This is a genomic window from Pseudomonas lini, assembly GCF_030812475.1.
GTDB classification, from domain to species: Bacteria; Pseudomonadota; Gammaproteobacteria; order Pseudomonadales; family Pseudomonadaceae; genus Aquipseudomonas; species Aquipseudomonas lini_A.
Map to the genome: position 1 here is coordinate 297,586 of NZ_JAUSSR010000009.1, position 24,271 is coordinate 321,856.

Sequence of the window (24,271 nt, forward strand, 5' to 3'; positions counted from 1 at the left end):
CACCTCCTCGAGCGAGTCATCATGTTCAAGACCAGAATCACTGAACTGTTCGGTATCCAGTACCCCCTGATCCAGGGCGGCATGCGTTATGTGTCGCGCGCCGAGCTTGTGGCCGCGGTTGCCAACGCGGGCGGGCTGGGGTTCCTGTCCGCCCACAGCTTCCCGTCCCCGGCTGCCTTGCACGAAGAAATCGAGAAAACCCGAGGCCTGACGAGCAAGCCTTTTGGCGTCAACCTGACGATCCTGCCCAAGCTCAGCGTCAGGCCTGAAGACAGTGCCAGGGTCATCCTGGATGCGGGCATCACTTGTGTGGAAACGGCGGGCGGTAATCCAGCCCATTTCATCGCTGCCTTCAAGGAAGCTGGAATCAAGGTATTGCATAAATGCACGGCGGTTCGCTTTGCCCTGAAAGCGCAACAGTTGGGAGCGGATGCGGTCAGCTTGACCGGGTTCGAAGCGGCAGGCCATCCGGGGGAGGACCATGTGCCCAATATGGTGCTGATTCCGGCGGCGGTCGATCAGTTGAGAATCCCCGTGGTCGCCAACGGAGGATTTGCCGACGGTCGCGGCCTTGTAGCCGCCCTGGCGCTGGGTGCGGAGGGGATAGCGATGGGCACGCGCTTTCTGATGGTTCAGGAGTCGCCTATGCCTGAAGCGATCAAGGCACGCTACCTGGCGGCCACCGAGCGCGACACCACGCTGATTTGTCGCAGCATCGGCGATACGACGCGGGTGCTGCGCAACGCTTTGACCGAACAGATACTGGAGATGGAAAAGGTCGGAGCGGGGCATGATGAAATAATGGCGTTGGCCAGCGGCCTGCGTTGGGTGCGCGCCACGGAGCGTGGCGACCCGGACGATGGTGCCTACGCCGCGGGCGTGGGAGTAGGGCTCATCCATGACATACCCAGTTGCGCGGAGCTGGTGCAAGCGATCATGTCGCAAGCACGTGTGGTAATTGACGAACGTCTCACACGATTTTCAGAGTGAGCGGGGTTCCAGAATGAGGGCCGCTCTGAGCCGTGTCAGAGTGGCGGCAGTGTCGCCAGCAGGCGATCCAACACGTCATCCAGCCCATCGCGTTGGGTGTCGGAAAGAGCAGTGAAGCCTGCGTAACTGTGGGTGAACTGTTCGTGGCTGATCGCTTCGAAGACCTTCGCTCCTGCGTCTGTCAAATTAACCTGTACCGAGCGCCGATCCTGATCAGCCATCGTGCGCTCGATCAGGCCCATCTGTTCGAGACGGCTAAGCCGTTTTGCAATGCCCGGCAGGGATATCAGCGAGTGCCGGCCCAATTGAGTGGGTGTGCAAGCGCGTTCGCTGCCCAGACGCTTCAACGTACCTAGAATCATCGCTTCTCCGACGTTCAAGCGGTGACGTGCAGCCGTGCGTGCCAGGAGTTGCTCCATGCGGTGACCTGCAACATAAAACCGACTCGCCAGCGCAACGACCTGAGTATCGACCTCGGCGTTCACCGCCTGCCAATTCAACTGTTCCATTTCGGATCGATCATCGTCGCGTAGAGGTGGGCCGCATTCATCCGCAATGATTGTTGTGGTCTCCATGAATGCGCGCGCGTATTCGCTCAGTTTCTCCAGCACTCCCTGCCTTTCTTTCCTGAGCGCATAAATTCGCCGTTGACCACTTCTGGCTTGCTCGATCAATCCGGCTTTATGGAGCACCTGGAGGTGCTGAGAAACCGCAGAGCGGCTGACCGGCATTTGCTGCGCCAATGCGCCAACGGATGACGGTGCGGTCGCCAGTAACTCGAAAAGTGTCCGTCGAGTGGGGTCGGCCAAGGCAATAAAGGCTTCCGTAAGAACATCAGATTGGTTAGTCATGGCTGTCATATTGGTGGTTGCAGTAATGAGGCTTGAAGTTAGCAGCTGTATCCAACAGAGGCCATGGTTATATTGATTTAAAGGTCATTGCAAACGCAGTCGTAAAGAAGAGGTTGACCACGGCTTGAAACCGGGCTATTAATTTCCCCAGGAAAGTAAATGCCGTTCACATATAAGAACAACAAGCTGAGGTATTCAATGACGCCCATACGAAAACAATTGCTTGATCAGATCGTCGAGCCCAATGCGTTCGATCAGCCTCAAGCACAGATTCATGAACTGCAGTTGCTCGCTGCGCAAGAGCTGTTCGAGGTCCGTATCGAACAGATACCACTGTTGCGTCACCGTGCGGAGGAAGCGGGCATCACTCGAATCGACAGCTTCGAGCAGCTGGTGCCGCTGCTTTTCTCTCACACGGTCTACAAGTCCTACCCGCAAACCTTCATCGACAACAATCAATGGGATCGGATGCTTCAGTGGCTGCAAACGCTTTCCGTGGCTGATGTCAGCAACGTCGATGTCACAGGCGTGAAGGACGTTGATGAGTGGCTTGAACGCTTGTATGCGGCAGGGCACCGACCGCTGGCGACCAGTGGTTCGAGTGGCAAATGTTCCTTCCTCAATCACACCGCCGCCGATCAAGAGAACAAGGCGCTGCATTACAAACACGCCACCGGTTGGCCGTTCGTGCGCGCCGAGCCCAACCGGGCGCTGTTCTGGCTGGGCCCTATCAATGGCTATAACAGCGCCATCGAATCGGCGCAGATCGGCCGCCTGAATTGGGGGCGTGCGGGAGCAATGTATGCGTTGACCGAAGAGCCGTTGCTGATCAGTGAGGTCAGCCGCGCCGCTGCCATGCGCAAGGCGATCGCGGAAGGTACTGCACTGCCCGAGGAAATCCAGGCCTTCGAAGCAGCGGCACGACTCAAGGCTCGCCAGGGTGCTGAGGACATGCGCAAGCTTGCGGATAAAATTCTTGATCACCGGCATGAGCCCATCATGATCAGCGGGCTGTGGGCCCAGCACATGATGATCATCGAGTGCGCCCGCGAGCGCGGAATCGGTGACGGTGAGTTCCATCCCCAGAGCATCGTTCAGGCGGGGGGCGGCATAAAAGGCGTGGTGTTGCCTGCGGATTACCAGGATCAGGTCGCTCGATTCTATGGCAATGTCATCCGCCCCGCGGCCTACGGCATGACTGAAATCGCCCAACTGATGCCCCGCTGTGAAGCCGGGCGCTATCACCGCGCGCCGGGTCTGATCTGGTTGATCACTGATGAGTCTGGCGAGCGCTTGTTAACGATGGAAGATGCCAACGCAGAAGGTTTTGCCGAGGGGCGCTTCGCGTTTCTCGACCTGCTGTACGAAGGCCGGTGGGGCGGTGTCATCACGGGCGACAAAGTGACTGTCGATTTTTCCGACAGCTGTCCCTGTGGGCGGCATGGCCCGACCTTGCTCGACAACATCACCCGTTTCAGCCAGATCGGCCAGGACGATCACATCGGCTGCGCCGGGACGCTAGATGCCTACATCCGAGGAGCGCTTGCAGAATGAACCATTCTCCCACAGCACAACAAGTGCCCGGTACGGTTACGGTTTGCCACTTCATCAAGGGCCAGACAGTGCACGGCGCTGAATGTGAGCATGGGCCCGCGCGCGCGCGCTTTGCGACGCCCAGGCTGGACCTCGACCAGTTGGTGTGGACGCGCGACCGGCCCGGGCCTGCATTCGATACGCCTGTTGCTGAGATCATCGAAGTTCTGGAGCAGACGGGGCAGTTGCTCAAGTCGGACCCGCACGGCCTCGTCGCCGAGGCCCTGGAAAACTCGCTGAGGACCGGCCCGTTGCCGCGTCACATCATGGAGTTTTCCTACGAGAACATCTCGGCACCGTTCAACCGAACGAGCCTGGAGTTTCAGATTCGCACCGAGCTGGGTGGCGCCGACGTATTGGATGGTTGGCGTGTGATCAACGACGCTCCAAGCGGACGGCAAAGTCGCATCCGTGCGTTCCCCCCAAGGTTGATCCACATCGTTGCGGGCAACGCTCCAGGGGTTTCGGCCTTGACGGTGGTGCGGGGCGCGCTCACCAAAGGCGTGCACCTGCTCAAGCTGCCCTCGAACGACCTGTTCACGGCACCCGCCATTTTGCGCGCCATGGCTGCCGTGGCGCCTGGCCACCCGCTCACGCGTTCTTTCTCTGCGGTGTACTGGAGAGGCGGCGATGAGCAGGTCGAGCGCGCGCTGTTCAGGCCACAGTTCTTTGACAAGGTGGTTGCCTGGGGTGGGGACAGCGCGATCCGCAGCGTGAGCAAATACATCGGCCCAGGGTTCGAGTTGGTGTCGTTCGATCCGAAAACTTCCATCTCCATGATCGGCCGCGAGGTGTTCGACTCGCAGGACACGCTGGAAGCCGTCGCCGACAAGGCGGCTTTTGATGTGACGCTGATGAATCAGCAAGCCTGCGCCTCCAGCCGCTTCCAGTTCGTCGAGGGAAGCACCGAGCAGGTGGACCGATTCTGCGCCTTGTTGCAACAGCGGATGAATATCGACCGGCCGACGGCATCGGCGATCGGACCGCGTGTGTCCGCAGAACTGCGCGATGAAATCGACGGGTTGCGGATGCTCGAGCCGTCCTATCGCGTATGGGGCGGGCACGGCGGGGAAGGGCTGGTAATCCGCTCCCAAGAGCCTGTTGATTTCCACCCTGATGGCAAGGTCGTCAATGTCGTGCAGGTGGATGATCTGCAGGACGCTGTTCGTCATGTAAACATCGCCACGCAGACGGTGGGCGTCTATCCGCCAGAACGCAAGGCGCAGTTGCGCGACCGGCTGGCCTGCGCCGGGGCGCAACGAGTTGTGAATATTGGTGGTTCCGCTGGCGTGGAAGCGGGCTTGCCCCACGATGGTTTCAACCCTCTGCAGCGCTTTGTTCGTTGGGTCAATGACGAGGGATAGGGCCAGGTGCTCAAGATTTACATCACCGCCGTGTCGTACGGCGGTTCCTGACATTCAAATTCAACAGAGAGAAAACACATGAATTATCAACTTCTCGGCCGTTCCGGGTTGCGAGTATCGGAGCTTTGCCTGGGAACCATGACATTCGGGGCCAAACAGTGGGGTACTTCCGAGGAGGAGGCTGGGCCGATCTATCGCGCGTTTCGCGACGCGGGTGGCAATTTCTTTGATACGGCCAACGAAATCTATTCCGATGGTCGCTCGGAGGAAATCCTGGGACGCCTGGTCAAAGGGCACCGGGATGAAGCGGTCATCGCCAGCAAGTACAGCTTCCATGTACCCGGCTCGCGCAATCCGAACATTGCCGGGAACCAGCGCAAAAGTCTCAAGCGTTCGGTGGAGGCCAGCCTGCGTCGGCTGGGCACTGACTACCTGGATGTGCTCTGGACGCACTGCTGGGACGGTATCACCCCGGTGGATGAGGTAATGCGTGCATTGGACGATCTGGTTCGAGAGGGCAAGATCCTTTATATCGGAGCCTCCAATACCCCGGCTTGGGTAGTGGCGCAATCCAATACCCTGGCCGAGCTGCGGGGCTGGACCTCGTTCGTGGGGCTGCAGATCGAATACAACCTGATCGAACGCGCGGCAGAACGCGAATTGCTGCCTATGGCTGCAGCGCTGGGGCTTTCCGTTTGCGCATGGTCGCCGCTGGCCAGTGGCATTCTCAGCGGCAAATATGGCAATGCTGACGATACTCAGGGCAAACGTCTGGAGACCTTCCAGCTCAAGCCCCTCGATGAGCGTAGCCTCGCAATCGCCAAGGGGGTGAGCGCACTGGCCGAACAGTTGGACAGGCATCCCGTGCATGTGGCGTTGAACTGGCTACGTGCCAAGCCAGGCGTGATCCCACTGCTGGGAGCGCGGACCTTGGCACAATTGAGCGACAACCTGGCCTGTCTGGATTTCCAGCTGGACGCAGATCAAGTGGCGTCACTGGACCAGCTCAGCCACCTGGAGTTGGGCTATCCGCATGACTTCATCAAGCGTACTAAAGGCATTGTACTCGGGGGTTTCCAAGACGTGATCAAGGCGTAGTGCCTTAAAGGGGCCGTGCAGCGGCCCCGAATCGACGGGAGCGGTGAAAGATCGCCGCCCCCGGGCTGTCTTCCAAGCCGTCTTACCGTGCGGCATCACGCGCGCGTTTCGCAGCCGCCAGCACCTCGGCAAATTCCGGATTGACCGCCGCGATACCGGCTGACAGCCGCGCACCTGATTGGTCAGAGCTTCTGGGCACGGCGTAGCCAGTCTCATCCATAATCCGTGGCAATGCTTCGAGCAAACCTTCGGGCGACATATCCTCCAGCGTGAATGTCACGCCGGACGTTTCCCCCACGAATACCCGTGAGACGAATCCGCCACCACAATGGAACATTTCACCATTCACCGGGCAATCGGTATGGGCCAGCAACATCACCAGGTTGCTGACCATGATCGGCGGGGCGAAACGTTCCATGATCGAGGGTATGCCTTGAGCTTTGGACTGGTCAGTGAACGCTACCGGCCCCACCAGGTTGACCTTGATGCCCTGGCGTTCGCCTTCGGTGGCGAGCACTTTGGTCAGGCCTATTAGCGCACTTTTGGCCACGCTGTACGCTTGATCGCGACGACGACCGAACATGCCGGCTCCTGAACCTGTCATGACGATGCGGCCCTCTCCCTGGCGCTGCATGTGCGGCCAGGCGGTATGGACGACATTCCAGCCTCCGGTCACGTTGACGCGCATGATGCGTTCAAGGTCTTCCACGCGGGTCGATTCGAACGAGTCGAGGTCCGCGTAGGTGCTTGCGTTGTGGATCACCATGTCGATCCTGCCCCACCGGGCAATGACCGCATCCATCATCTCGGTTACCTGGGCACTGTCGCCGATATCGTAGCAAGCGACCATGGCCTGACCGCCTGCAGCGTGAATCTCGGCCACCACCGAAGCCGCGGGGTCGGCATTCCCGCCTTGCTCGCCGCGCCCGTTGACGCCGTAATCATTCACCACGACAAAAGCGCCGCGTTCAGCCAACGAGAGGGCGTGCTGGCGGCCGATGCCGCGTCCTGCACCGGTGATGAGAGCGACTTTTGCATCGAAATTGAGCATTTGGGTTTTCCCCCTTTTTGTAACGGGCCGGCGCCAGCGCCAAGCAAGCCGATGCCCGGCCTTCAAGCGCCAGCGTGATGGCCAATGAGAAGTGATCTACTCGGGTTCTTGATCCATGGTCAGAACTATCTTGCCCCGCGTCCTGCCCGACTCGCTGCGAACGTGGGCCTGGGCTGCATCCGCCAGGGGGAATTGCTGATCAATCACGGGTTTCAGAGTGCCCTTGTCCAGAAGCGCAGCCAGTTCGGCGGTACGAGTGCCATTAGCGCAGACTGCCACCAATGCTGTACGCACCTGCATCTGTTGCGCGAGGGCGGCATCGACCCCTGGCGGCTGCAGCGTCACGATCAGGCCATTTTGTCGCAGCGTACTCATCGATTTCGCCTGGCCTTCACCGCCAAGAGCGTCCAGAACCACATCGACATCTCGCACGACGCTTGCAAAGTCCACAAGCCGATAATCGATCACCTGATCAGCGCCCAGCGAGCGAACCAGGTCCACGTTGGGCGTAGACGTTGTGGCGATGACTTCAGCACCCGCAAGTTTGGCCAATTGGACAGCGTAGGTTCCGACGCCGCCTGACGCGGCATGAATCAGTATTCGCTGCCCCTGTTTCAGCTGTGCGTGATCGAACAGAGCGCTCCATGCAGTCAACGCGGCCAACGGCACCGCAGCTGCTTGCGCATGGCTCAAATGCTTCGGTTTCAAGGCAATTGCGTCGCTGCTCACAGCGATGTATTGCGCGTAGCTGCCGCCCGCCTGGACGTCCCGCATGCCGAACACATCATCCCCAGGCTTGAAGTCGTCGACCTGCGAGCCGACTTTCTCCACCGTACCGGAAAAATCCGCACCTGGAATGAAGGGCAGGGCAAGGTTGACGAAATCCCTGAACCAGCCTGCGCGAAACTTGAAGTCCGCCGGGTTGACGCTCGCCGCATGAATTCGCACCAGAACCTCGTTGGCCCGTATGCCCGGCGTGGCTACATCATCCAAAACAAGTTGCTCGGGCCCTCCGTATTGATGGAAGCGAATCGCTTTCATTTTTTTCTCCCTCAATCGTTTTTTATTCTATTATCTGATCGCCGTTCAGATAATGGCATCCCTGGCGAGATAGATGAAGCGTTTTTTAGCAAGGCTTCGCGACGTTTATTGAATCGATGCGGTACCTCTGACAAGAAAAGGAAAGCCCATGACCAGCCCATTCGTTCCTGTTGAAGTGCAAGCACTCATCGACCGTCAAAAAATCCATGACTGCATCATTCGGTATTGCAGCGGCGTGGACAGATTCGACCGGGAAATGGTGAAAAGCGTGTATCACGACGATGCCCTGGATGATCATGGCGCGTTTGTCGGGTCGGTAGATGAGTTCATCGACTGGGCGTTCGCTTATCACGCCAAGTATCAACACAGCCATAAACATTACGTGCTCAATCATCGTTGCGATCTGGATGGGGATACGGCGCACACCGAAACCTATTGGATATTCTCGGGCAAGAACCAGGTCGGTCCAGGCCTCACTCTGAGTGGCGGCAGGTATCTTGACCGTTTCGAACGCCGTGGCGGCAGGTGGGCGATTGCTGCACGCAAGTGCGTGATTGAATGGAACGGTGCGCTTGGCGAATTCCCTCTGCCTCAGGAAGCGCTGGACGCTTATGCCGCTACGGGCGTGGCATCGCGCGATAAGACCGACCCTTCCTACGAGCGTCCGTTGACGGTGACCCGCGCTCGCGGCCACTTGCCATTCTGAAGAGGGAGCGCGCTGCACTGGGTGATCGAATCCCTAAGAATCTTCTAACACGTGTGAAAACAACAAAAAGGAAAAACACATGACGTTCAAAGTGAATGAGGTTGGGACGATAGAAGGTAGCGATACATTTAAAATTCCCGTGTCGGACTATTTATCACCCGAGGCAAAGTCCGTTTATACGGAGTTCCTCAATCATCAATATCCTGTCGCCTCTGACATCAAAGAATACCGCCTCCTGCTCGATGAATACCTGCTGCCTACATTGAACAAATAGAAAGCGGTTTATCCCGTTGATGTTGAACCGGGCAAGATAGGAGGCGTCAATGTCGATATCATCACGCCAAAAGCGGGCATACACGAAAAAAACAAGGATCGTGTCCTCATCGTGCTGCACGGAGGGGCATTCATGGTGGGAGAGGGATCGGCGGACTCAATGAGGCCGTACCCATAGCTGGAATCGGTGCGATAAAGGTCGTGTCGGTTCATTACCGTCAGGGTCCGGAAAATCGGTTTCCAGCCGCTAGTGAGGACGTAGCATCGGTATATGCTGCTCTTCTGGAGCAGTATCCGGCCGAGAACATCGGCATCGAAGGCTGCTCCGCAGGAGGCATTCTGGCGGCCCAGGCTATGCTCTGGTTTCAAAAACACAATCTGCCGCGCCCAGGTGCAATAGGAGTTTTCTGCACAGGCTTCGATTTCCTCAGAGGCGGCGATTCCAAGGTCATAGCGACGATTTTCAATGGCGTATCGTCATCGACTCCTGTCCTCCCTCAAATAGCCTACTTTGAAGGTGCCGACATGAATGACCCTCTGGCAACTCCTGCAGTATCGCCTGACGCCCTTGCAAAATTCCCGCCGACACTCTTTCTTACGGGAACGCGAGATATGATGATGAATGATTGCATCGCAAGCCACGTCAAGCTTTTGAAAGCAGGCGCTGAGAGCCATCTATATATCACCGAGGGCTGGGGACATGGAACGGTATGGAACGCGCCGGGCGTAACCGAGGCAACCGACGCACTGAACGTTATTTGGAATTTCTTCGATTTCCACCTCGGTAACTAAATACGGCCGATGAGTATATGCAGTGCTTGTGCTGCTTGTTGTGAATGGGTGGTCGCTCTGATGTGTCGTAGATCGGTCATCCACTCCAGTTGAGGCAGAAGCACTGCAGGGCTGTTGCGAAAGACTGCTCGGGTATACACCAGTCCTTGAGTTGAACTTCAATTTGAGACAGATACTTTCTTTGAGCCTCAAATATGCGTTGATGCAGACTTCAACATGTCGTAGAAATTCGAGCCCCAGCAGTAATGAAGTCAATCACCCGGTCAACGTCTGGCACCTGCTGTTTGCCGTCCCTTAGACGCTCTCGAATCGGGGCAAGCACCAGCAACGAATAAAAGGCCTGGGCGGAAATCTCTGACTCCATGGCCCCCGCCTCAGACAACAAGGCTTGGACTATCGAAGTCGCACGCTCATAGCCAGCTCTGTGCAGTGAATCGAGCAGGTCGGGGAAGCGTTGGGCAGTAGTCGCCATACTTCGATCTAAAGACAGGGTATCCGGATTAACGGCTTGCTCCACGAAGGCATGACCCAACATCTTTAATCGCGCGCGCAAATCCAGCTCAGGGTTGCTTTCAAATTGCTCCAGCACCGCCTGGACCGCCTCGAAACTGCGAACCGTATGCTCCGCTACCACCGCCGCGAACAGCAGCTCTTTCCTAGGGTAACGAAGATAAAGAGTTCGCTTGGAAACACGAGCTTCCACCGCGATGGAATCCATGGTCGTTACGTCATATCCATTGGCGACGAAAAGACGGTGCGCAATATCCAGCAGATGCTGCTCCAAACGCGGCGCGTCGGCTTGCGATGGGCGCCCTCTACGCGGCTTGCGAAGCTCGCCTGTTGTAGCAGCCGAATCGGCAAAAGTGGATCCAGTGGAAACGGTTTGCTTCATGTACAAGTAACCCTTGATAAAGATACACTGTCGTACCATTATGGTGTTGGCCGCGGCCCGCTTGGCTCGCTTCGGCTTCGGTGAATCCTGCAATCAGTCGCTGCACAGCACCGGTCGAAACGTTGATTCCGGCGCCTCTGCACACTTTCCATATAGGAGAACGCTGCACATGTCCAATCTGCAATGGCCTCAACGAGGTAATTTCGGTTACAAGCCACTAGTCGGACCGCATTTATATGAACCTGAGCGACTGATTGAAACCAGAGGCTATTTTGGCCTTAGTTGGGAAGGTGCGTTGCACTATGGGACGTTGCGAGACGACGAAGGTCATCTGTATTCCCTAACCCGGCGCTTTTGTGACACGAGCAAAGGAGGGCGGGACAGTCTAATCATCCAGTCATCGAGGAATGCTGAGGGTTGCCTGCGTTTCGATCTCCCGTTGTTCCAAGGCGCCGCGTCTGGCAAGAACGTTGTCAGCGGCGTTGAGAACGGAAACGCCTTTCGTCGTAGCCCGGCCGACGCCGACGGCGCCGCCTACGAGATTGTCTACGGTCCGGATACGCTGCAATGGCGCGAGCAGGGTGTAATGGAATTGCACGGTAGCCTCTGTGGCCCCGGCCTGCATTGGTACTTGCCGCAGACTGACTCAGGTATCTATTACGCTTCAGCAATGTTCCAAGTGACGGGTAAACTAGCCGGCCGTGATGTTCGTGGGTTCGTCTGCGCCGACACCGTGTTCATGCGCGAAAACGCGATGCTGTATGGCGAGGGCGATCCAATGGCCGGCGCTCATACGCACGTCACTTGGTACACCTGGGGAACCCGTTATAAGGATGGTTCATTTGAGGGCGGTCACTTTAGTGCTGGACATGACCGATGGGGTTTTGCACTTATAACCACGGACCAACAGCTGGTGACCACCTGCACCGATGTCGAAGCCATCGTAAAGGCTGGTCCCGATCGAAACTTCCCTGAGGCCATCTACCTGCGCGCCGGGGACTCTTTATGGGAATTCATTCCCGATCCAAAAGGGCGTATGCCTGATTTTCTCGGAAAATCTCAGCCGTCGACTCCTCAGAACGAAGGACGCTGGCGCCGGGTAGGAGACACAAGAGAACCAGAGACGTACTGGGCTTGGGGCGAAATAAGCCCGCTAACCGGCACTGAGCGAAAACTGAGATTTCGACTCTGAAATATCCAAACGGTCAGGGCGAGTGATTCGCCTTGACCCTTATAATTAGATAAAACGCCCCTCCTGAAATCTTTGGTCCTGCGGGCTTGGTCAATCTCGGTTTTGAAAATGCCGTCCCAGTTGATACTGACCGGCCGGCTTACCACTCATCGGTCTTGTTGAGGATTAATCTACAGCTATCTGAAAGGCATCCAGTCGAGCCGTCGGATGGAGCGAGAAGCGTAGCGCAACGACGAATTGATGTGGTGTATCGGGCGTTTGATGCCGGATTTCAAGTCCATCGCCAACTTCCGAAAAGGCAACAGTAAGGCCATCCGAGGCGTCTGTCGCCAGGTTGTTGTGCCGGGTCAGCAGTTAGGGTTATTTTGGAGAAAATCTGGTCACCATCGATGGCAGTAAATTGCCTGAGTCCTGGTGTCGGCGGAACATTTCTGGTGCGTGACAGGCTAATGGCAAATCGAAAGCAAGCGGGTGTGCTATCACCTAATTCCTATAGTGATGCCCTGACCACCAATGGACAGTCAACTGGTTTGGCTCCCGATTCCTCGAGGGTCTCGATCAGGTGCCGGGCAGCCTTGCGACCGATCTCGTAGTACGGCAGTTGCACCGTGGTCAACGGCGGGATGAACAGCTCAGCAATACCGATCATGTTGTCGTAGCCGAGCACGGCGACATCGTCGGGAATTTTCAGGCCACGGCCCAACAACAGCTGATAGGCGCAAAAGGCAATGCGGTCGTTACCACAGATCAGCAGGTCGAATTGGGGACGACCGTCAATGATGTGGCGGTCGAGGATGGCTGCGGTTTCACCATAGGCGTCATGATCGGAAAGGTCGTATTGCAGGAGCGCGTCTGGCGCCAGGCCAAATGCCTGACAGGCACGCTGCAGGCCTTTTTGTCGCAAGCCCCAGGCCAGACTCTGTTTTGGCAGATTGATAAACAGAGGGCGCCGATAGCCCTGGCTCAACGCATGATGTACCGCTCGATACTGCCCCGTTTCGTCGTCCGGCACATAACTGACCAGGTCACTGTCATCTGCCAGGCAATTGGCGAGTACCAAGGGTTTGCTCTTCAAACGCTCGGGAATGCTCACGTGGCGCAACCCCATGGCGCTGAAGATCAGCCCGTCGGGACGGTGCGACAACATCAGATCGATGTTCTGGTCGGTGGGCGGGTTGCTCAACAGGTTGAGGATAAATACATTCCAGCCGGCTTGCTGCGCGGTCTGTTCGATGGACAGCAGCAGCTCGACCGCGAACGGTGTGGTCGCGGTGTCCAGCGCGAACACACCGATGGTTCGCGACTGGAGGTTGTCGCCGCGCATCTTGCGCGCCGACAGGCTCGGTACGAATTGCAGTTCATCAATGGCGCGACGTACCCGCTGAAGGGTTTCGGGGCTCAGTTTTTCCGGATTGTTGAGCGCTCGAGAAACCGTCATCAGGGACACGCCGGCCAGCTGTGCAACGTCTTTCACTGAAGTCATGCGAGGCGAGCCCGGTCAGGTTGACGCAGAATCATGACACAGGGCCCGGACTTCTCGCGACTCGAATGACGCAGCTCATAGCCATCCCGAGGCCAGAGGCCATGCCTTGGGAATGGAGACTCGCCCGCCACTCCCGTTGGCAAACAGCTTCACGCCCAGACTGTCAGGCCGCGGATAGAGGCGACTGCTGAGGCTGAAGTGTCCGTTTTCGTCGAACACCTCGATGGACGAGCGATCGAGAAACACGCGCAGTTCCAGCTGCTCCTGTGTCGGATCGATCGACACGCTGCGCTGACCGGTGACTTGCGCACCCGAGCGGCTGCGGTCAAGCACCAGGCGTTGCAGCGACGCATCGTAGTAGAGCAGGGTTTCTTCCTGGCCATCGTCGCTGCAGCGCAAGGCGATTCCGAGGTGGCCGTCGGTGCAGCCGCGCAAATCCAGGTGCACATGAATTTCGAGCATGTCGCCATTCACTTCCGGCACCCACCGGGTTCCCGACTCTTCCCACCAAGGCGTGCTCGGCAAGGGCGCCTTGCGCAGGGCGGTAAGCTCCCGTGCCGGATACACGCAAAGGCGATCGGCGCACAGTTCAAGTTCGCGCGGCAAACCGAGCATGCCGCACCAGTGATGGGCCTGGCTCGGCATCGGGCTTTCCCACATGTCGAGCCACGCCCACACAAGGCGCCGGCCATCGGCGGCCAGTAGCGTTTGCGCGGCGTAGAAATCGTGGCCGTTATCCAGTTCGATAAAAGGCCCGCCGGTGAAGTGCCATTCGCTGTCGAGTCGGCCCACTCGATAACCGGTCTGGTACTTGTTGAGCCGTTCGTAACCCTCGGGTTGCATGCCCTGGGGGGAGTACAGCATTACATCACGTCCGTTCAGGCGGAACAGATCCGGGCACTCCCACATATAGCCGTCGCCCTCGCTGCCGCTGGCCACATAGTCGAGGAACTCCCAGGCGTGCAGATCCGTGGAACGGTACAGCGGGAGCAGCGGCACATCGCCCAGGCGTGCGCCGGCAATCAGGTACCAGCAGTCATCCACTTGCCATACCTTGGGGTCGCGAAAGTGCATGATCGTGTCTTGCGGCGCGGTCTCGATGACGGCGCCATGCTTGACGAACCGGATGCCGTCGGTGCTGGTGGCCAGGCACTGGACTTGTCGGATCGAGCGCTCGTCACCCACGTCCCCGAGCCAGGTGTGCCCGGTGTAGATCAGTGCCAAGGTATCCCCACACACTACCGCGCTACCGGAAAAACAACCGTCACGGTCGAAGTCATCGCCGGGTGCCAGCGCAATGGGCAGGTGCTGCCAATGAACCAGATCGGCACTCTTGGCGTGCCCCCAATACATCGGGCCCCATTTCGCTTCGAAGGGGTGGTGTTGGTAGAACACGTGGTATTCGCCGCGAAAGTACACCACCCCGTTAGGGTCGTTCATCCAGCCCGCTGGAGGGGCAAGATGATAACCAGGCCGATAATCATCGATGACGCGAGACAGGCCGTCACTCAGCGCATGCTGCGCAAGGTCAAGGGCGCAAGACATTGGGTCGTTCATAGGATTCACATACACAGTCATAGGGCGCTTGCTCGTGCCGAGCGCAGAGAGACGCCATCCGGCAGGGTTTCAATGGTTTGTGGGTGGCGCTTCAAGGCCATGCCGTCGGCGTCGAACAGATGCAGGTTGTCGATGTCCAGCTGTAGCTCAACCCGATCACCCACCTGCCATCCGGCGCTGACCTCACAACGACAGATCAGTGGCTCGTCCTGACCTGTCTCGAGGTGCACGTAGGTTTCGCTGCCCAGGTATTCGACCCCGGTCACGGCGACGCCGGCGGTTCCCTCTGCCGCCTTGAGCGACACGTGCTCCGGGCGAATCCCCAGGCTCAACTGCGTGTCCGCTGCCAGGTTCGAGCTGTCGAAGGGCAGGGTAGTGATACCCCATACGAGGGTCTCGACCCGGCTGGTTTCGCCTGGGGCTTGCAGGCGTGCCGGCAGAAAATTCATCCTGGGCGAACCGAGAAAACCGGCGACAAAGCAGCTCGCCGGGCGTTCATAGAGTTCGCGCGGTGAGCCGACCTGTTCTACGCGACCGCCATTGAGCACGACAATTTTGTCGGCCAGGGTCATCGCTTCAACCTGATCGTGGGTGACATAAATCATGGTCGAGCCCAGTCGAGCATGCAGCCGGGCGATTTCGTTGCGCATCTGCACCCGCAAGGACGCGTCCAGGTTGGAAAGCGGCTCATCGAACAACAAAATGTCCGGTTCCCGCGCCATGGCTCTGCCCATTGCCACACGCTGACGCTGCCCACCGGACAGTTCCTTTGGCTTGCGTTGCAGCAGTTTGTCCAACTGCAGGATCTGCGCAGTTTTCAGCACGCGCTCGCGCAGGCTGCTCTTTTCAGTCTTGGTCAATTTGAGACCAAAGCTGATGTTGTCGTAGACGCTCATGTGCGGGTACAGCGCATAAGACTGAAACACCATGCCGACGCCACGCTCGCGTGGCTCCAGGTCGTTGACCCGACGTCCGTCGATCAGCAGGTCGCCGCCGCAGATCGAATCCAGTCCGGCGATCAGTCGCAGCAGAGTCGACTTTCCGCAGCCCGAAGGGCCAACGAACACCACGAATTCACCCGCAGCGATCTGCAGGCTGACGTCGCGAAGAATCCGCGCGCCGCCCAATTGTTTGTTCACGTTGTCTAGCTTCAACTTGATCACGATGCTGTTCCTTGTAGTTGTCGGGCATCAACCCTTTAACGCGCCGGCAGTGAGACCGGAAACGATTCGGCGCTGGAATATCAACACCAGAATCACCAGTGGGACGGTGACCACCACCGAGGCGGCCATCAACAGCCCCCAAGGCAGCTCATGGGGACTGCCGCCGGAAATCAAGGCGATGGCGACCGGCACCGTGCGTTGCGTGTCGGTGAGGGTGAAGGTCAGGGCAAACAGGAACTCGTTCCACGCGGCGATGAAGGCCAACAAGCCAGTGGTGACCAGTGCGGGCCAGAGCAGCGGCAATAGCACCCGGGTCAGCGTGACCCAAGGCGAAGCGCCATCCATGATTGCCGCTTCTTCCAGTTCATGGGGCAGTTGCCCCATGAACGTAGTCAGCACCCAGACGGTGAAGGGCAGGGTGAAAATCGTGTAGCTCAGGATCAACGCCAAAGACGTGTTGTACAGACCCAGGGCGCGGATCACTTCGAACAGCCCTGACAGCACCGCGACCTGGGGAAACATCGACACGCCAAGAACCATCATCAACACCGTGCCACGTCCACGAAACTTCACCCTGCCCAAGGCATAGGCGGCGGTCACACTGAGGAACAGCGCCAGCGACACCACGCAAAGCGCAACCACCAGCGAGTTACCGATAGCCCGCAGGAATGAGGCTTGGTGGAGTACCGCCGCGTAATTGGAGAAGTCGGGGTTGGCGATCCAGTAGCTCACCTCGAACAAGGCGCTGGACGGCTTCAGCGAAGTCACGATGGCGTAGTAGAAGGGGAAAACCGCATACAGCAGCAACACCCCGATCAGACACCAGAATCCGAGGCGCAACAGCGCTTTTTTCAGTAGGCGCAGGTTCATGACCGGACCTCCAGTTGACGGCGTCCGAGGTAGAGATAAAGCATGGCGATTACCGCAACCACTAAAAACAACAACGTCGAGGCCGCACTGCCGTAACCAACGTCCTGGAACTCCACCAGGTGCTGGCGGGCATAGACCGACATACTCATGGTGCTCGAAGAGTTCGAGGTCAGGACATAGATGACGTCGAATACCCGCAGGGAATCGAGGATGCGGAAGATCGCCGCCACCAACAATGCAGGCATCAGCAGTGGAAGCGTGACACGCCAGAACACTCTCAGCGGATGAATGCCATCAACCCTGGCGGCTTCGTAACAATCGCTCGGCAACATCTGCAAGGCAGCCAGCATCAGTAGCGTGACAAAAGGTACGGTCTTCCAGACGTCGACGATGATCACCGCCCACATCGACAGATCCGCATCTGCCGTCCAGGCCAGGGGGGCATCAATCAGGCCGACGCTCAGCATCAGGTGATTGATGATGCCGAACTGGTCGTTAAGCATCCATGACCAGATCTTCGCCGAGACGATGGTAGGAATCGCCCAGGGAATCAGAATCAACGCACGCACCAGGGAACGGCCGGTGAACTTGATGTTCAACAGCAACGCCACCAGCAGTCCCAGTACGACTTCCAGTCCCACCGATACCACGGTGAAATGCAACGTGTTGCGCACAGCGTTCCACCATTGTGGATCGACCAGGATGCCCGACCAGCTGGAACCGTTGTGGAACAGATAATTACTCAAGCCTATGAAGGTTCCGCCACCGGTGTCCGCCAGGTTGGCGTCGGTCAGGCTGAACCAGAATGTGCGCAGTAGCGGCCAGGCCGCCACCAGGGCCAGACACAGCAACATCGGTGTCAAAAACAGCCAGGCGGCGCGTACTCGACGACGCTGCACAGGTGTTTCCCTGGTGAGCAGCTCGTCACAAGGGGCATGGGTAGTAGAGACAGACATGGTGATTTCCTTCCTTGTGGCTTACCAGTTCCGGCGTTTGATGCGCGTGAGCTCGCTTTCCAGTTCGGCCAGTGCCTGATCGACAGGCAACTCGCCCGCCAGCACGCCATGCACTCGATCGAAGAACGCATTGGAGACCCTTGGATAGCGATCGGCGGTTATTGAGGCGGGGCGCATGACCCCATCGTTGAGAATGCTGTGCAGCTGACTGTAATAAGGCATTGCCGCGAGCAGTTCGGGATCTTGATACAGCGACTCGATCACCGGGTTATAGGCGGCAGTCAGAGCACGATGTTTTTGCTGTTGGGCACTGGTCAGGTAGCTCACCAGGTCTGCGGCAAGTTTTGGATGGGCGCTGTAACGCGATACCGCCAGACCCCAGCCACCGAGGGTGGAGGCATGGGTGCCGGTTTTGCCGCCGCGGGGCAGGGGAGCGACGCCAACCTTATCTTTTACGGCACTGTCCTGGCTTTGTACCAGGGCCCAGACATAAGGCCAGTTACGCATGAACAACGCATTTCCCGACTGGAATACGCCACGTCCTTCTTCCTCGGTGTAGTTGAGTACGCCACGCGGGGAGATGTCTCCTACCCAGCTTTTCGCCAGGGCCAAAGCAGTTCTCGAGGCCTGACTGTTGACCACGATGTCGCCTCGTGGATTGACCAGTCCGCCTTCCGGTTGGCTGCTGATCCACTCCAGCGCATTACACGTCAGCCCCTCGTAAGCGCGTCCCTGAAAGATGTAACCCCATGCATTGGGGTTCCCGGCCGTGCGCTCTGCCTGTTGCACATCCCTGGCGGTAGCCGTCATTTCCTCCCAGGTCTGGGGAACCTGCTTGGTGTACTTCTCGAGCAGGTCCTTGCGGTAATACAGCAGGCCCGAGTCGGTGAACCACGGCATCGTCACCAGCCGTCCATTCACCGTGGCGTTATCCACCTGTGCCTGGAAGTAGCCTTGGGTCGCGTTGGCGGGCAGCACCTCGCGCAGATCCATCAGATGTTTGGCCAGCATCCCCGGCCACACCATATCAATTTGAATGATGTCGATATCGCTGGACTGCGCACTGAGGATCTGTTGGTAAAACGACAACCTCTCGGTCGCCGAGTTGGGCGTGGAAACCACTTCGACGTTGTTGCCGGTCTGTTTCGACCACGCCTCGACAGCCTCCTTGCACAGTTGTAACTCTGCACCCACCGCACCGCACGAGATCGTCAAATCGGCTGCGCTCGAGACGGACGGAAGTCCGGCACAGAGGGTGAGTAGTGCTGCTGGAAGGAGAGATTTCAGATGTTTCATCGAGCACCCTTTATTTTTGTTTTTAGAAAAGTTAACGTTAACATCGTCAAATGTAGCAGCGTATTTGCGATCAGGCATCCTTTTTTTCGTCGATTACCACAATTTCCAACTCACGAATAAAGGCCGGTCGCGGGAACTGAAAAATAAAAACAAAACAGGAAATCCACATGCAGAAAGCATCAAGCTGGCTACTCGCAGGCGTGCTCGGCACCACGGCGGCGACCTCTCAAGCCGCGACTCTGGAAGAACGCATGGCCGCGTTTGAAGCCCGTGCCAGCGCAGCGGAAAAGCGCGCAGCCGCAGCTGAACAGCAAACCCAAGCACTCGCCAGGGAATTGCAGCAGATCAAACTCGTCACTCCCGCCGCGCAGCCTGTTGCGTCCACTGCGACAGCCATTGCAGCGCCCACTTTGGACACCCGGCTGGCAAAACTCGAAGCCCGTCAGCAAAGCATGGAAAAACAGGGCAGTACCGAACACCTCACTGACGGCTTCAGCTTCAAGGGCTACGCCCGCTCCGGATTGCTGATTAACGATGGACTGGGTGGCGGTCGTGGCGGCCCGTATACAACCCCTGCCGGTTCAGTCGGGGGGGCCGTCGGGCGACTCGGAAACGAAGACGACACCTACATGCGCATAGACCTGTCCAAAGAAATCCATGCGCAGAACGGCACTCGTTCCAAATTCACGGTGTCCATCGCCGATGGAGTGGAAAGCTCCAATGACTGGACGGCCGACGAAAGTAACCTGAACGTGCGTCAGGTATTTACCGAACTCGATCATCTCGCCGCCTTCAAGGGCAATTCAGTGTTTGAGAACGCCACCCTCTGGGCAGGCAAGCGATTCGACAGAGATAATTTCGACATCCACTGGCTGGACTCGGACGTCGTCTATCTGGCTGGCACCGGGGGGGGAATCTACGATATGCAGATGAACAAGAATTGGCGCTCGAATTACTCCTTGATCGGGCGGAACTACGGGGATTTCAGTGAAGGCGGTATCAACGCCGATGTGGAAAGCTACATCCTGACCTCTAACCAGTTCTTCGACAGTGGTCAGTGGCAGTGGATGATCAATGCCATTGGCGCAAAGAAAAACGACATTGGCACGCGCAGCAATGAAGCGGGTCTGACGCCTGCGGATTCCGGCTTGCACAGCATGCTGGCCAATCACCAGAAAAACTTTTTCGGCAGGGAAGGCTTCTTCAAAACAGCGCTGCTCTATGGGCAAGGCCTGGGGGCTGAGGTCAAGAACGTCGGCTCGGATGGTGAACTGATTGACGATGCACGCGCTCTGCGCCTGGCACTTTACGGCGAGACACCCATCGCGCCTGGTTGGCGCATCGGCCCCAGCTTGCTGGCCGAACAAAGCAAGGATAGATACGTCAAGGGTGACAATTACCGCTGGATGACGCTGAACATGCGTTTGGCCAATGCAATCACCAGCAATTTCGAGATGGCCTACGAAGTGAGCTGGCAAACCATGAACCTCGACCCCAAGGGCTATCTACAACGTAATGCGGTCGACGGTAACTACTGGAAATTCACGATCGCCCCGACATTCAAACCTGACGTTGGAGACCTGCTCACTCGTCCCGAACTGCGTGTGTTCGCAAGCTTGATGAACTGGTCTTCGGATCTGGACAGATACAGTACCTCAGACGCCTTCGGCAAGACGGACTTCAACGCCGGAGGTGTATGGCAATACGGTATACAAATGGAAACCTGGTTTTAGTATTTGAACGCGTCGGCCAACACGCCTTCACTCATCGATCCCTGCTTTTCACCAAGCGTATTGAGTAATTGTTTACCGGTCAAAGTTGATCAGCGTGCAGTTATCCCTACGACAAAAAATTGAGGAAATGACGATGGTATTGCCTCGCGCAGTAGTATTTGGCGAAGCCCTGACCGACCTTGTCCAAGGGGCTCCCGGGCAGTGGAAGGGATACCCGGGTGGTGCTCCCTGGAACGTTGCACGAGCGCTAAGTCGCTTGGGTGTCAGCAGCGCTTTTGCTGGGGCGGTGAGCACGGATTCAATGGGCGACGAGATAGTCTCGCAGTCGAAAGCCGCAGGGCTGGATATGAACTTTATCCAACGGGTAGATCGAGATCCTTTGGTCGCCATCGTTCCATCAAGCCGTCCTCCAAGATACTTTTTTGCTGGAGATGCCGATCTTTTTTTTGATCCAGATCAGATGCCCGAGGGATGGATCAACCAAGCAGAGCTGTGTCATTTCAGCTGCATCAGTTTGGCTCGACAACCACTTGCAGACAGGCTGGTTAAAATTGCTCATGAGGCCAAAGGAGCCGGTAAACGGATTAGCTATGATCCGAACTGGCGCAATTTAATGGATAGCCATTATCGGGAGCAGATCTTCCCTGCGATGACCACCCTAGCTGACATGATTAAGCTTTCCGACGAAGACCTTCGGCACATTTATCCAGGGTTGACCGAACACCAGGCAATGGATGAGCTTCGCGCTCTTAATTCTCAGGCACAGATCCTTTTTACTCGAGGGGAACACGGGATGATTCTCCACACCCCGGACAGCCAACTCGAGCAGCCGGCTATTGCCGTGAAAGTGGAAGACACGGTTGGAGCAGGAGACGCTTGTATGGCTGGTTGGCTGGCTGCGGAGTTGCTGGGGATCGCAGACTTGAGAGAACGCCTGCGATTTTCAGCAGCTTGCGCATCCATATCGTGCTGCCATGCCGGAGCCTATGCTCCTGCGCTAGCTGATGTAGAAGGTTTACTGAAGCTACTGATACGTACCTGACCGTGATTGCCGGCGCTGCAAGATGGAGAGTTCGTTGAGCACTTGCGTGAGGAGGGGGATTGTCGCCAGCGACAAAATGACTGAGAGCATTTTTATCGTTTTCACCTCGCCTACCTGTTTACGCGTCGTGTTGGAGATTCCTGGATCATCCGGGACGTTGAACTCGCACGGCTGCGATGCCTTGGGGCATGTGCCTGCTGTGTGAGAAAAGGTGACGAGAAAAGGTGACGGATTTATTTTTGCTGCTTTCCTTTCGAAAATTACTGCTGAAAATAAATTCGTCCCCTTTTTCTCGCTGCTAGAAAACTCACAAGCCATGGAGAGAATTGGATCTAACCTGGATTAACAGTAACTGACTGTTTTAAAGCAAATTTTTTGTTTTTGGTCTTCCCAGTCGGAGCGAAAATTGATAAATTTCAGTTCCTCTTACAGAGGCCCTCACAGGGCCTATAGCGTAAGGACGCAGCATCTCGATGTTGCTCGCAAGCTGCAACATCAGGAAGAGAGTGCCGGGCACTCGTAGCGACTGATACAGGGGCGTCGCCAAGCGGTAAGGCAGCAGGTTTTGATCCTGCCATGCGTTGGTTCGAATCCAGCCGCCCCTGCCATTTCCCTTATACCCATTCAGGTATAACTCAGCCGGCATGCTCGAAAGCATGCCCGGATGCACCACGGTCGCCGCCATACTGTCTACCGTTGCCTTGATCAGTTCGATAGGGGTGAGCGCTCCTGTTTGAGCGGCTCGATCTGATCCAACACCCGGTTCGCCGTGATTTCTGCCAGCATGATGCTGTTGGAAATGCCCAACAAGGCGTGACGAGACCCACCGTCCAGATGATCCACCAGGTGATGAACCATCACATCGACCGAGGCCAGCGTTTCGACCAGATAAACCACGAGGGTTTCGGTCGTAGCCTCTGGGTCTACGGTAAACAGGGTGCTGGGGGTACGCGGGATGGCTTTGATATCGGCAATCGACGGAACGTGAAAATAGACAGCCTGCTCGGCAGCCTCGTTGGATGTGTTTGTATCGGATCCGTGCAGGTACGCTGGATCGGCGTCGGGCGGATTGGGGGAAGGTTTCTTCATATGCTGAGTTTCCTGATTGAGTGCCAACCCTTTAGCGACTAAACAAAAGGGAGGCAGCTGGACGCAGGTTAGTCGACCGGGAAACTCAGAAATCCGGCGCGCCCGAGGGCGCCCTACGTACAGCTACCATCAAGTACAGGCAATGAAAGACCTGCATGACAGATGCACGCACAACTGAGTTAACGCGGGCGACTAAACCCGATCACTGATGAGCAGTGACGGGAATCAAGTTACCGAGCGGCTCGGGGGCGCACAAGCCGGCGGATTCTGGCGTACCTGTAGGCAACGACGCAAGGTCTTGTAGCTTTCAGGAGGTCAGCAGTAGGACGCTTAAACACGCGCCGTGCGCGGGTGTTTAATTTGCGAGCGTACACGACAACTATCCTGACATCTGGGGTGCTAACCAATGCCCTCCGCCTGAATCTGTTGGACGCCTCAAGCTCACAGGTTCATCCTTCCCACCTGTGAAATGATCGGGACAGTCGAATGAATTATTTGTGGGCCAAGGCTCTGTTTGCCGGAATGTTACTGTCGTTAAGCGCGGCCAGCTTTGCTGGTCAGCCAAGCGCTCTCTATTCAAACCTTGATGCTGGCAAGGCGCAGACCGTCGTCGCTTATGGTACGAGCTTGACCGCCTCTGGCGCCTGGGTACAGCAGCTTGGGGATGACCTGCAGCAGCGTTACTCCGGACGTGCCACGGTTATAAACAGTGGCAAGGGCTCGATGTGGTCGGGATGGGGAGTTGAAAATCTCGACAGTCGGGTTATCTCTAAAAGCCCGGATACGGTGTTTATCGAATTCGCGGTCAACGACGCTTTCCTTCCCAACAAGACCACAGTCGAACAAGCACGGAAAAACCTCGAGCTGATGATTGACCGGATCAAGGCTGCCAAGTCATCGACGGAGATCATTTTAATGGTGATGAATCCCGTGATTGGAGCCTCTGCGGTGCAGAGACCGCAGTTAAGGGATTACTTCCAGATGTACCGGGATGTCGCAAAAGCCAGGGGACTTCGTCTGATCGACAATTATCCAGGGTGGGAGGCGGTCTTGAAATCAGATCCTGACCTGTTCAAGCAGTACGTACCGGATGGATTGCACCCAAATGCTGATGGATATCGCGCAGTGGTGACCCCGTCACTGATTGAGAATTTGAGTGGTGCCGCGCCAGATTGACCTGTACGTAGATGAAAACCCGCTTCGGCGGGTTTTTTTCGCCTGGAGGCCTGGAGAAAAGCA

The 24,271-nt window shown here is 57.2% G+C and carries 22 protein-coding genes, 1 tRNA gene and 1 pseudogene; 13 read left to right on the forward strand and 11 right to left on the reverse strand.

The window, feature by feature from the left end; genetic code table 11:
* The first annotated feature begins 21 nt into the window (after positions 1 to 21).
* Positions 22 to 990, forward strand: coding sequence for an NAD(P)H-dependent flavin oxidoreductase (locus J2W17_RS19185; RefSeq protein WP_307337577.1), 969 nt, complete (start codon positions 22 to 24; stop codon positions 988 to 990).
* Between the two features lie 35 nt (positions 991 to 1,025).
* Here J2W17_RS19185 and J2W17_RS19190 read toward each other — a convergent pair whose 3' ends face one another.
* Positions 1,026 to 1,841 carry a metalloregulator ArsR/SmtB family transcription factor gene (locus J2W17_RS19190; protein ID WP_307337580.1) on the reverse strand — a complete coding sequence of 272 codons (816 nt, stop codon included), beginning with the start codon at positions 1,839 to 1,841 and terminating at the stop codon, positions 1,026 to 1,028.
* Between the two features lie 198 nt (positions 1,842 to 2,039).
* Here J2W17_RS19190 and J2W17_RS19195 point away from each other — a divergent pair, with 198 nt between their 5' ends.
* The 3 genes from J2W17_RS19195 to J2W17_RS19205 all read left to right on the forward strand — a co-directional run bounded on the left by J2W17_RS19195 (position 2,040) and on the right by J2W17_RS19205 (position 5,896).
* Complete coding sequence (locus J2W17_RS19195; RefSeq protein ID WP_307337582.1) at positions 2,040 to 3,395, forward strand: hypothetical protein; 1,356 nt, start codon at positions 2,040 to 2,042, stop codon at positions 3,393 to 3,395.
* Positions 3,392 to 4,798, forward strand: a complete 1,407-nt coding sequence (locus tag J2W17_RS19200) for an acyl-CoA reductase (protein WP_307337585.1) — start codon at positions 3,392 to 3,394, stop codon at positions 4,796 to 4,798. The genes J2W17_RS19195 and J2W17_RS19200 overlap by 4 nt, the downstream gene beginning before the upstream one ends.
* A gap of 78 nt (positions 4,799 to 4,876) precedes the next feature.
* Entirely contained in the window at positions 4,877 to 5,896 is a 1,020-nt protein-coding gene (locus J2W17_RS19205) for an aldo/keto reductase (protein ID WP_307337589.1), read from the forward strand.
* An 82-nt stretch (positions 5,897 to 5,978) separates the two neighbouring features.
* Here J2W17_RS19205 and J2W17_RS19210 read toward each other — a convergent pair whose 3' ends face one another.
* Entirely contained in the window at positions 5,979 to 6,947 is a 969-nt protein-coding gene (locus J2W17_RS19210) for an SDR family NAD(P)-dependent oxidoreductase (protein ID WP_307337592.1), read from the reverse strand.
* A 96-nt stretch (positions 6,948 to 7,043) separates the two neighbouring features.
* A complete protein-coding gene (locus J2W17_RS19215) occupies positions 7,044 to 7,988 on the reverse strand; it encodes an NADP-dependent oxidoreductase (protein ID WP_307337595.1) in 945 nt (314 codons plus the stop codon).
* 148 nt (positions 7,989 to 8,136) lie between these two features.
* On the opposite strand from J2W17_RS19215, the gene J2W17_RS19220 reads away from it, so the two are divergent.
* The 3 genes from J2W17_RS19220 (at position 8,137) to J2W17_RS19230 (ending at position 9,759) form a co-directional block, all read left to right on the forward strand.
* Complete coding sequence (locus J2W17_RS19220; protein ID WP_307337598.1) at positions 8,137 to 8,694, forward strand: nuclear transport factor 2 family protein; 558 nt, start codon at positions 8,137 to 8,139, stop codon at positions 8,692 to 8,694.
* A 79-nt stretch (positions 8,695 to 8,773) separates the two neighbouring features.
* Positions 8,774 to 8,968 (forward strand): hypothetical protein, encoded by a 195-nt coding sequence (locus tag J2W17_RS19225; RefSeq protein WP_307337600.1) that lies wholly within the window; start codon positions 8,774 to 8,776, stop codon positions 8,966 to 8,968.
* 200 nt (positions 8,969 to 9,168) lie between these two features.
* Positions 9,169 to 9,759 carry an alpha/beta hydrolase fold domain-containing protein gene (locus tag J2W17_RS19230; RefSeq protein WP_307337603.1) on the forward strand — a complete coding sequence of 197 codons (591 nt, stop codon included), beginning with the start codon at positions 9,169 to 9,171 and terminating at the stop codon, positions 9,757 to 9,759.
* Between the two features lie 211 nt (positions 9,760 to 9,970).
* Here J2W17_RS19230 and J2W17_RS19235 read toward each other — a convergent pair whose 3' ends face one another.
* Positions 9,971 to 10,651 carry a TetR/AcrR family transcriptional regulator gene (locus tag J2W17_RS19235; RefSeq protein WP_307337606.1) on the reverse strand — a complete coding sequence of 227 codons (681 nt, stop codon included), beginning with the start codon at positions 10,649 to 10,651 and terminating at the stop codon, positions 9,971 to 9,973.
* Positions 10,652 to 10,820: 169 nt separating this feature from the next.
* Here J2W17_RS19235 and J2W17_RS19240 point away from each other — a divergent pair, with 169 nt between their 5' ends.
* Positions 10,821 to 11,843, forward strand: coding sequence for a hypothetical protein (locus tag J2W17_RS19240; RefSeq protein ID WP_307337609.1), 1,023 nt, complete (start codon positions 10,821 to 10,823; stop codon positions 11,841 to 11,843).
* Between the two features lie 86 nt (positions 11,844 to 11,929).
* A pseudogene (locus tag J2W17_RS19245) lies at positions 11,930 to 12,243 on the forward strand (transposase); the annotation flags it as partial.
* Positions 12,244 to 12,333: 90 nt separating this feature from the next.
* Here J2W17_RS19245 and J2W17_RS19250 read toward each other — a convergent pair.
* The 6 genes from J2W17_RS19250 to J2W17_RS19275 form a co-directional block, all read right to left on the reverse strand.
* Complete coding sequence (locus J2W17_RS19250) at positions 12,334 to 13,326, reverse strand: LacI family DNA-binding transcriptional regulator (protein WP_307337612.1); 993 nt, start codon at positions 13,324 to 13,326, stop codon at positions 12,334 to 12,336.
* Positions 13,327 to 13,401: 75 nt separating this feature from the next.
* Positions 13,402 to 14,904 (reverse strand): glycoside hydrolase family 32 protein, encoded by a 1,503-nt coding sequence (locus tag J2W17_RS19255; protein WP_307337615.1) that lies wholly within the window; start codon positions 14,902 to 14,904, stop codon positions 13,402 to 13,404.
* Complete coding sequence (locus J2W17_RS19260; protein WP_307337618.1) at positions 14,901 to 16,046, reverse strand: ABC transporter ATP-binding protein; 1,146 nt, start codon at positions 16,044 to 16,046, stop codon at positions 14,901 to 14,903. Before J2W17_RS19260 ends, J2W17_RS19255 begins: the two co-directional genes overlap by 4 nt.
* Before the next feature lie 27 nt (positions 16,047 to 16,073).
* Positions 16,074 to 16,916 (reverse strand): carbohydrate ABC transporter permease, encoded by an 843-nt coding sequence (locus J2W17_RS19265; protein WP_307337621.1) that lies wholly within the window; start codon positions 16,914 to 16,916, stop codon positions 16,074 to 16,076.
* Positions 16,913 to 17,872, reverse strand: a complete 960-nt coding sequence (locus J2W17_RS19270) for a carbohydrate ABC transporter permease (protein WP_307337623.1) — start codon at positions 17,870 to 17,872, stop codon at positions 16,913 to 16,915. Before J2W17_RS19270 ends, J2W17_RS19265 begins: the two co-directional genes overlap by 4 nt.
* A 21-nt stretch (positions 17,873 to 17,893) precedes the next feature.
* On the reverse strand, positions 17,894 to 19,168 hold the full coding sequence (locus J2W17_RS19275) for an ABC transporter substrate-binding protein (protein WP_307337691.1): 1,275 nt from the start codon (positions 19,166 to 19,168) through the stop codon (positions 17,894 to 17,896).
* A gap of 167 nt (positions 19,169 to 19,335) precedes the next feature.
* Here J2W17_RS19275 and J2W17_RS19280 point away from each other — a divergent pair, with 167 nt between their 5' ends.
* The 3 genes from J2W17_RS19280 (at position 19,336) to J2W17_RS19290 (ending at position 22,551) form a co-directional block, all read left to right on the forward strand.
* Positions 19,336 to 20,901, forward strand: a complete 1,566-nt coding sequence (locus J2W17_RS19280; protein ID WP_307337625.1) for a carbohydrate porin — start codon at positions 19,336 to 19,338, stop codon at positions 20,899 to 20,901.
* Between the two features lie 133 nt (positions 20,902 to 21,034).
* A complete protein-coding gene (locus tag J2W17_RS19285) occupies positions 21,035 to 21,943 on the forward strand; it encodes a carbohydrate kinase family protein (protein ID WP_307337694.1) in 909 nt (302 codons plus the stop codon).
* Between the two features lie 533 nt (positions 21,944 to 22,476).
* Positions 22,477 to 22,551, forward strand: a tRNA-Gln gene (locus J2W17_RS19290).
* A 97-nt stretch (positions 22,552 to 22,648) separates the two neighbouring features.
* Here J2W17_RS19290 and J2W17_RS19295 read toward each other — a convergent pair.
* Positions 22,649 to 23,032: a DUF6124 family protein gene (locus J2W17_RS19295; RefSeq protein WP_307337629.1), complete on the reverse strand. Its 384-nt coding sequence runs from the start codon at positions 23,030 to 23,032 to the stop codon at positions 22,649 to 22,651.
* A gap of 486 nt (positions 23,033 to 23,518) precedes the next feature.
* On the opposite strand from J2W17_RS19295, the gene J2W17_RS19300 reads away from it, so the two are divergent.
* Entirely contained in the window at positions 23,519 to 24,208 is a 690-nt protein-coding gene (locus J2W17_RS19300) for an SGNH/GDSL hydrolase family protein (RefSeq protein ID WP_307337632.1), read from the forward strand.
* Positions 24,209 to 24,271 lie beyond the last annotated feature (63 nt).

What these genes read in the sequence shown, in the direction of transcription:
- J2W17_RS19185 (WP_307337577.1), top strand. Translation starts at nt 22, where the DNA reads ATGTTCAAGACCAGAATCACTGAACTGTTCGGTATCCAGTACCCCCTG.
- J2W17_RS19190 (WP_307337580.1), bottom strand. Translation starts at nt 1,841, where the DNA reads ATGACTAACCAATCTGATGTTCTTACGGAAGCCTTTATTGCCTTGGCC.
- J2W17_RS19195 (WP_307337582.1), top strand. Translation starts at nt 2,040, where the DNA reads ATGACGCCCATACGAAAACAATTGCTTGATCAGATCGTCGAGCCCAAT.
- J2W17_RS19200 (WP_307337585.1), top strand. Translation starts at nt 3,392, where the DNA reads ATGAACCATTCTCCCACAGCACAACAAGTGCCCGGTACGGTTACGGTT.
- J2W17_RS19205 (WP_307337589.1), top strand. Translation starts at nt 4,877, where the DNA reads ATGAATTATCAACTTCTCGGCCGTTCCGGGTTGCGAGTATCGGAGCTT.
- J2W17_RS19210 (WP_307337592.1), bottom strand. Translation starts at nt 6,947, where the DNA reads ATGCTCAATTTCGATGCAAAAGTCGCTCTCATCACCGGTGCAGGACGC.
- J2W17_RS19215 (WP_307337595.1), bottom strand. Translation starts at nt 7,988, where the DNA reads ATGAAAGCGATTCGCTTCCATCAATACGGAGGGCCCGAGCAACTTGTT.
- J2W17_RS19220 (WP_307337598.1), top strand. Translation starts at nt 8,137, where the DNA reads ATGACCAGCCCATTCGTTCCTGTTGAAGTGCAAGCACTCATCGACCGT.
- J2W17_RS19225 (WP_307337600.1), top strand. Translation starts at nt 8,774, where the DNA reads ATGACGTTCAAAGTGAATGAGGTTGGGACGATAGAAGGTAGCGATACA.
- J2W17_RS19235 (WP_307337606.1), bottom strand. Translation starts at nt 10,651, where the DNA reads ATGAAGCAAACCGTTTCCACTGGATCCACTTTTGCCGATTCGGCTGCT.
- J2W17_RS19240 (WP_307337609.1), top strand. Translation starts at nt 10,821, where the DNA reads ATGTCCAATCTGCAATGGCCTCAACGAGGTAATTTCGGTTACAAGCCA.
- J2W17_RS19250 (WP_307337612.1), bottom strand. Translation starts at nt 13,326, where the DNA reads ATGACTTCAGTGAAAGACGTTGCACAGCTGGCCGGCGTGTCCCTGATG.
- J2W17_RS19255 (WP_307337615.1), bottom strand. Translation starts at nt 14,904, where the DNA reads ATGACTGTGTATGTGAATCCTATGAACGACCCAATGTCTTGCGCCCTT.
- J2W17_RS19265 (WP_307337621.1), bottom strand. Translation starts at nt 16,916, where the DNA reads ATGAACCTGCGCCTACTGAAAAAAGCGCTGTTGCGCCTCGGATTCTGG.
- J2W17_RS19270 (WP_307337623.1), bottom strand. Translation starts at nt 17,872, where the DNA reads ATGTCTGTCTCTACTACCCATGCCCCTTGTGACGAGCTGCTCACCAGG.
- J2W17_RS19275 (WP_307337691.1), bottom strand. Translation starts at nt 19,168, where the DNA reads ATGAAACATCTGAAATCTCTCCTTCCAGCAGCACTACTCACCCTCTGT.
- J2W17_RS19280 (WP_307337625.1), top strand. Translation starts at nt 19,336, where the DNA reads ATGCAGAAAGCATCAAGCTGGCTACTCGCAGGCGTGCTCGGCACCACG.
- J2W17_RS19285 (WP_307337694.1), top strand. Translation starts at nt 21,035, where the DNA reads ATGGTATTGCCTCGCGCAGTAGTATTTGGCGAAGCCCTGACCGACCTT.
- J2W17_RS19295 (WP_307337629.1), bottom strand. Translation starts at nt 23,032, where the DNA reads ATGAAGAAACCTTCCCCCAATCCGCCCGACGCCGATCCAGCGTACCTG.
- J2W17_RS19300 (WP_307337632.1), top strand. Translation starts at nt 23,519, where the DNA reads ATGAATTATTTGTGGGCCAAGGCTCTGTTTGCCGGAATGTTACTGTCG.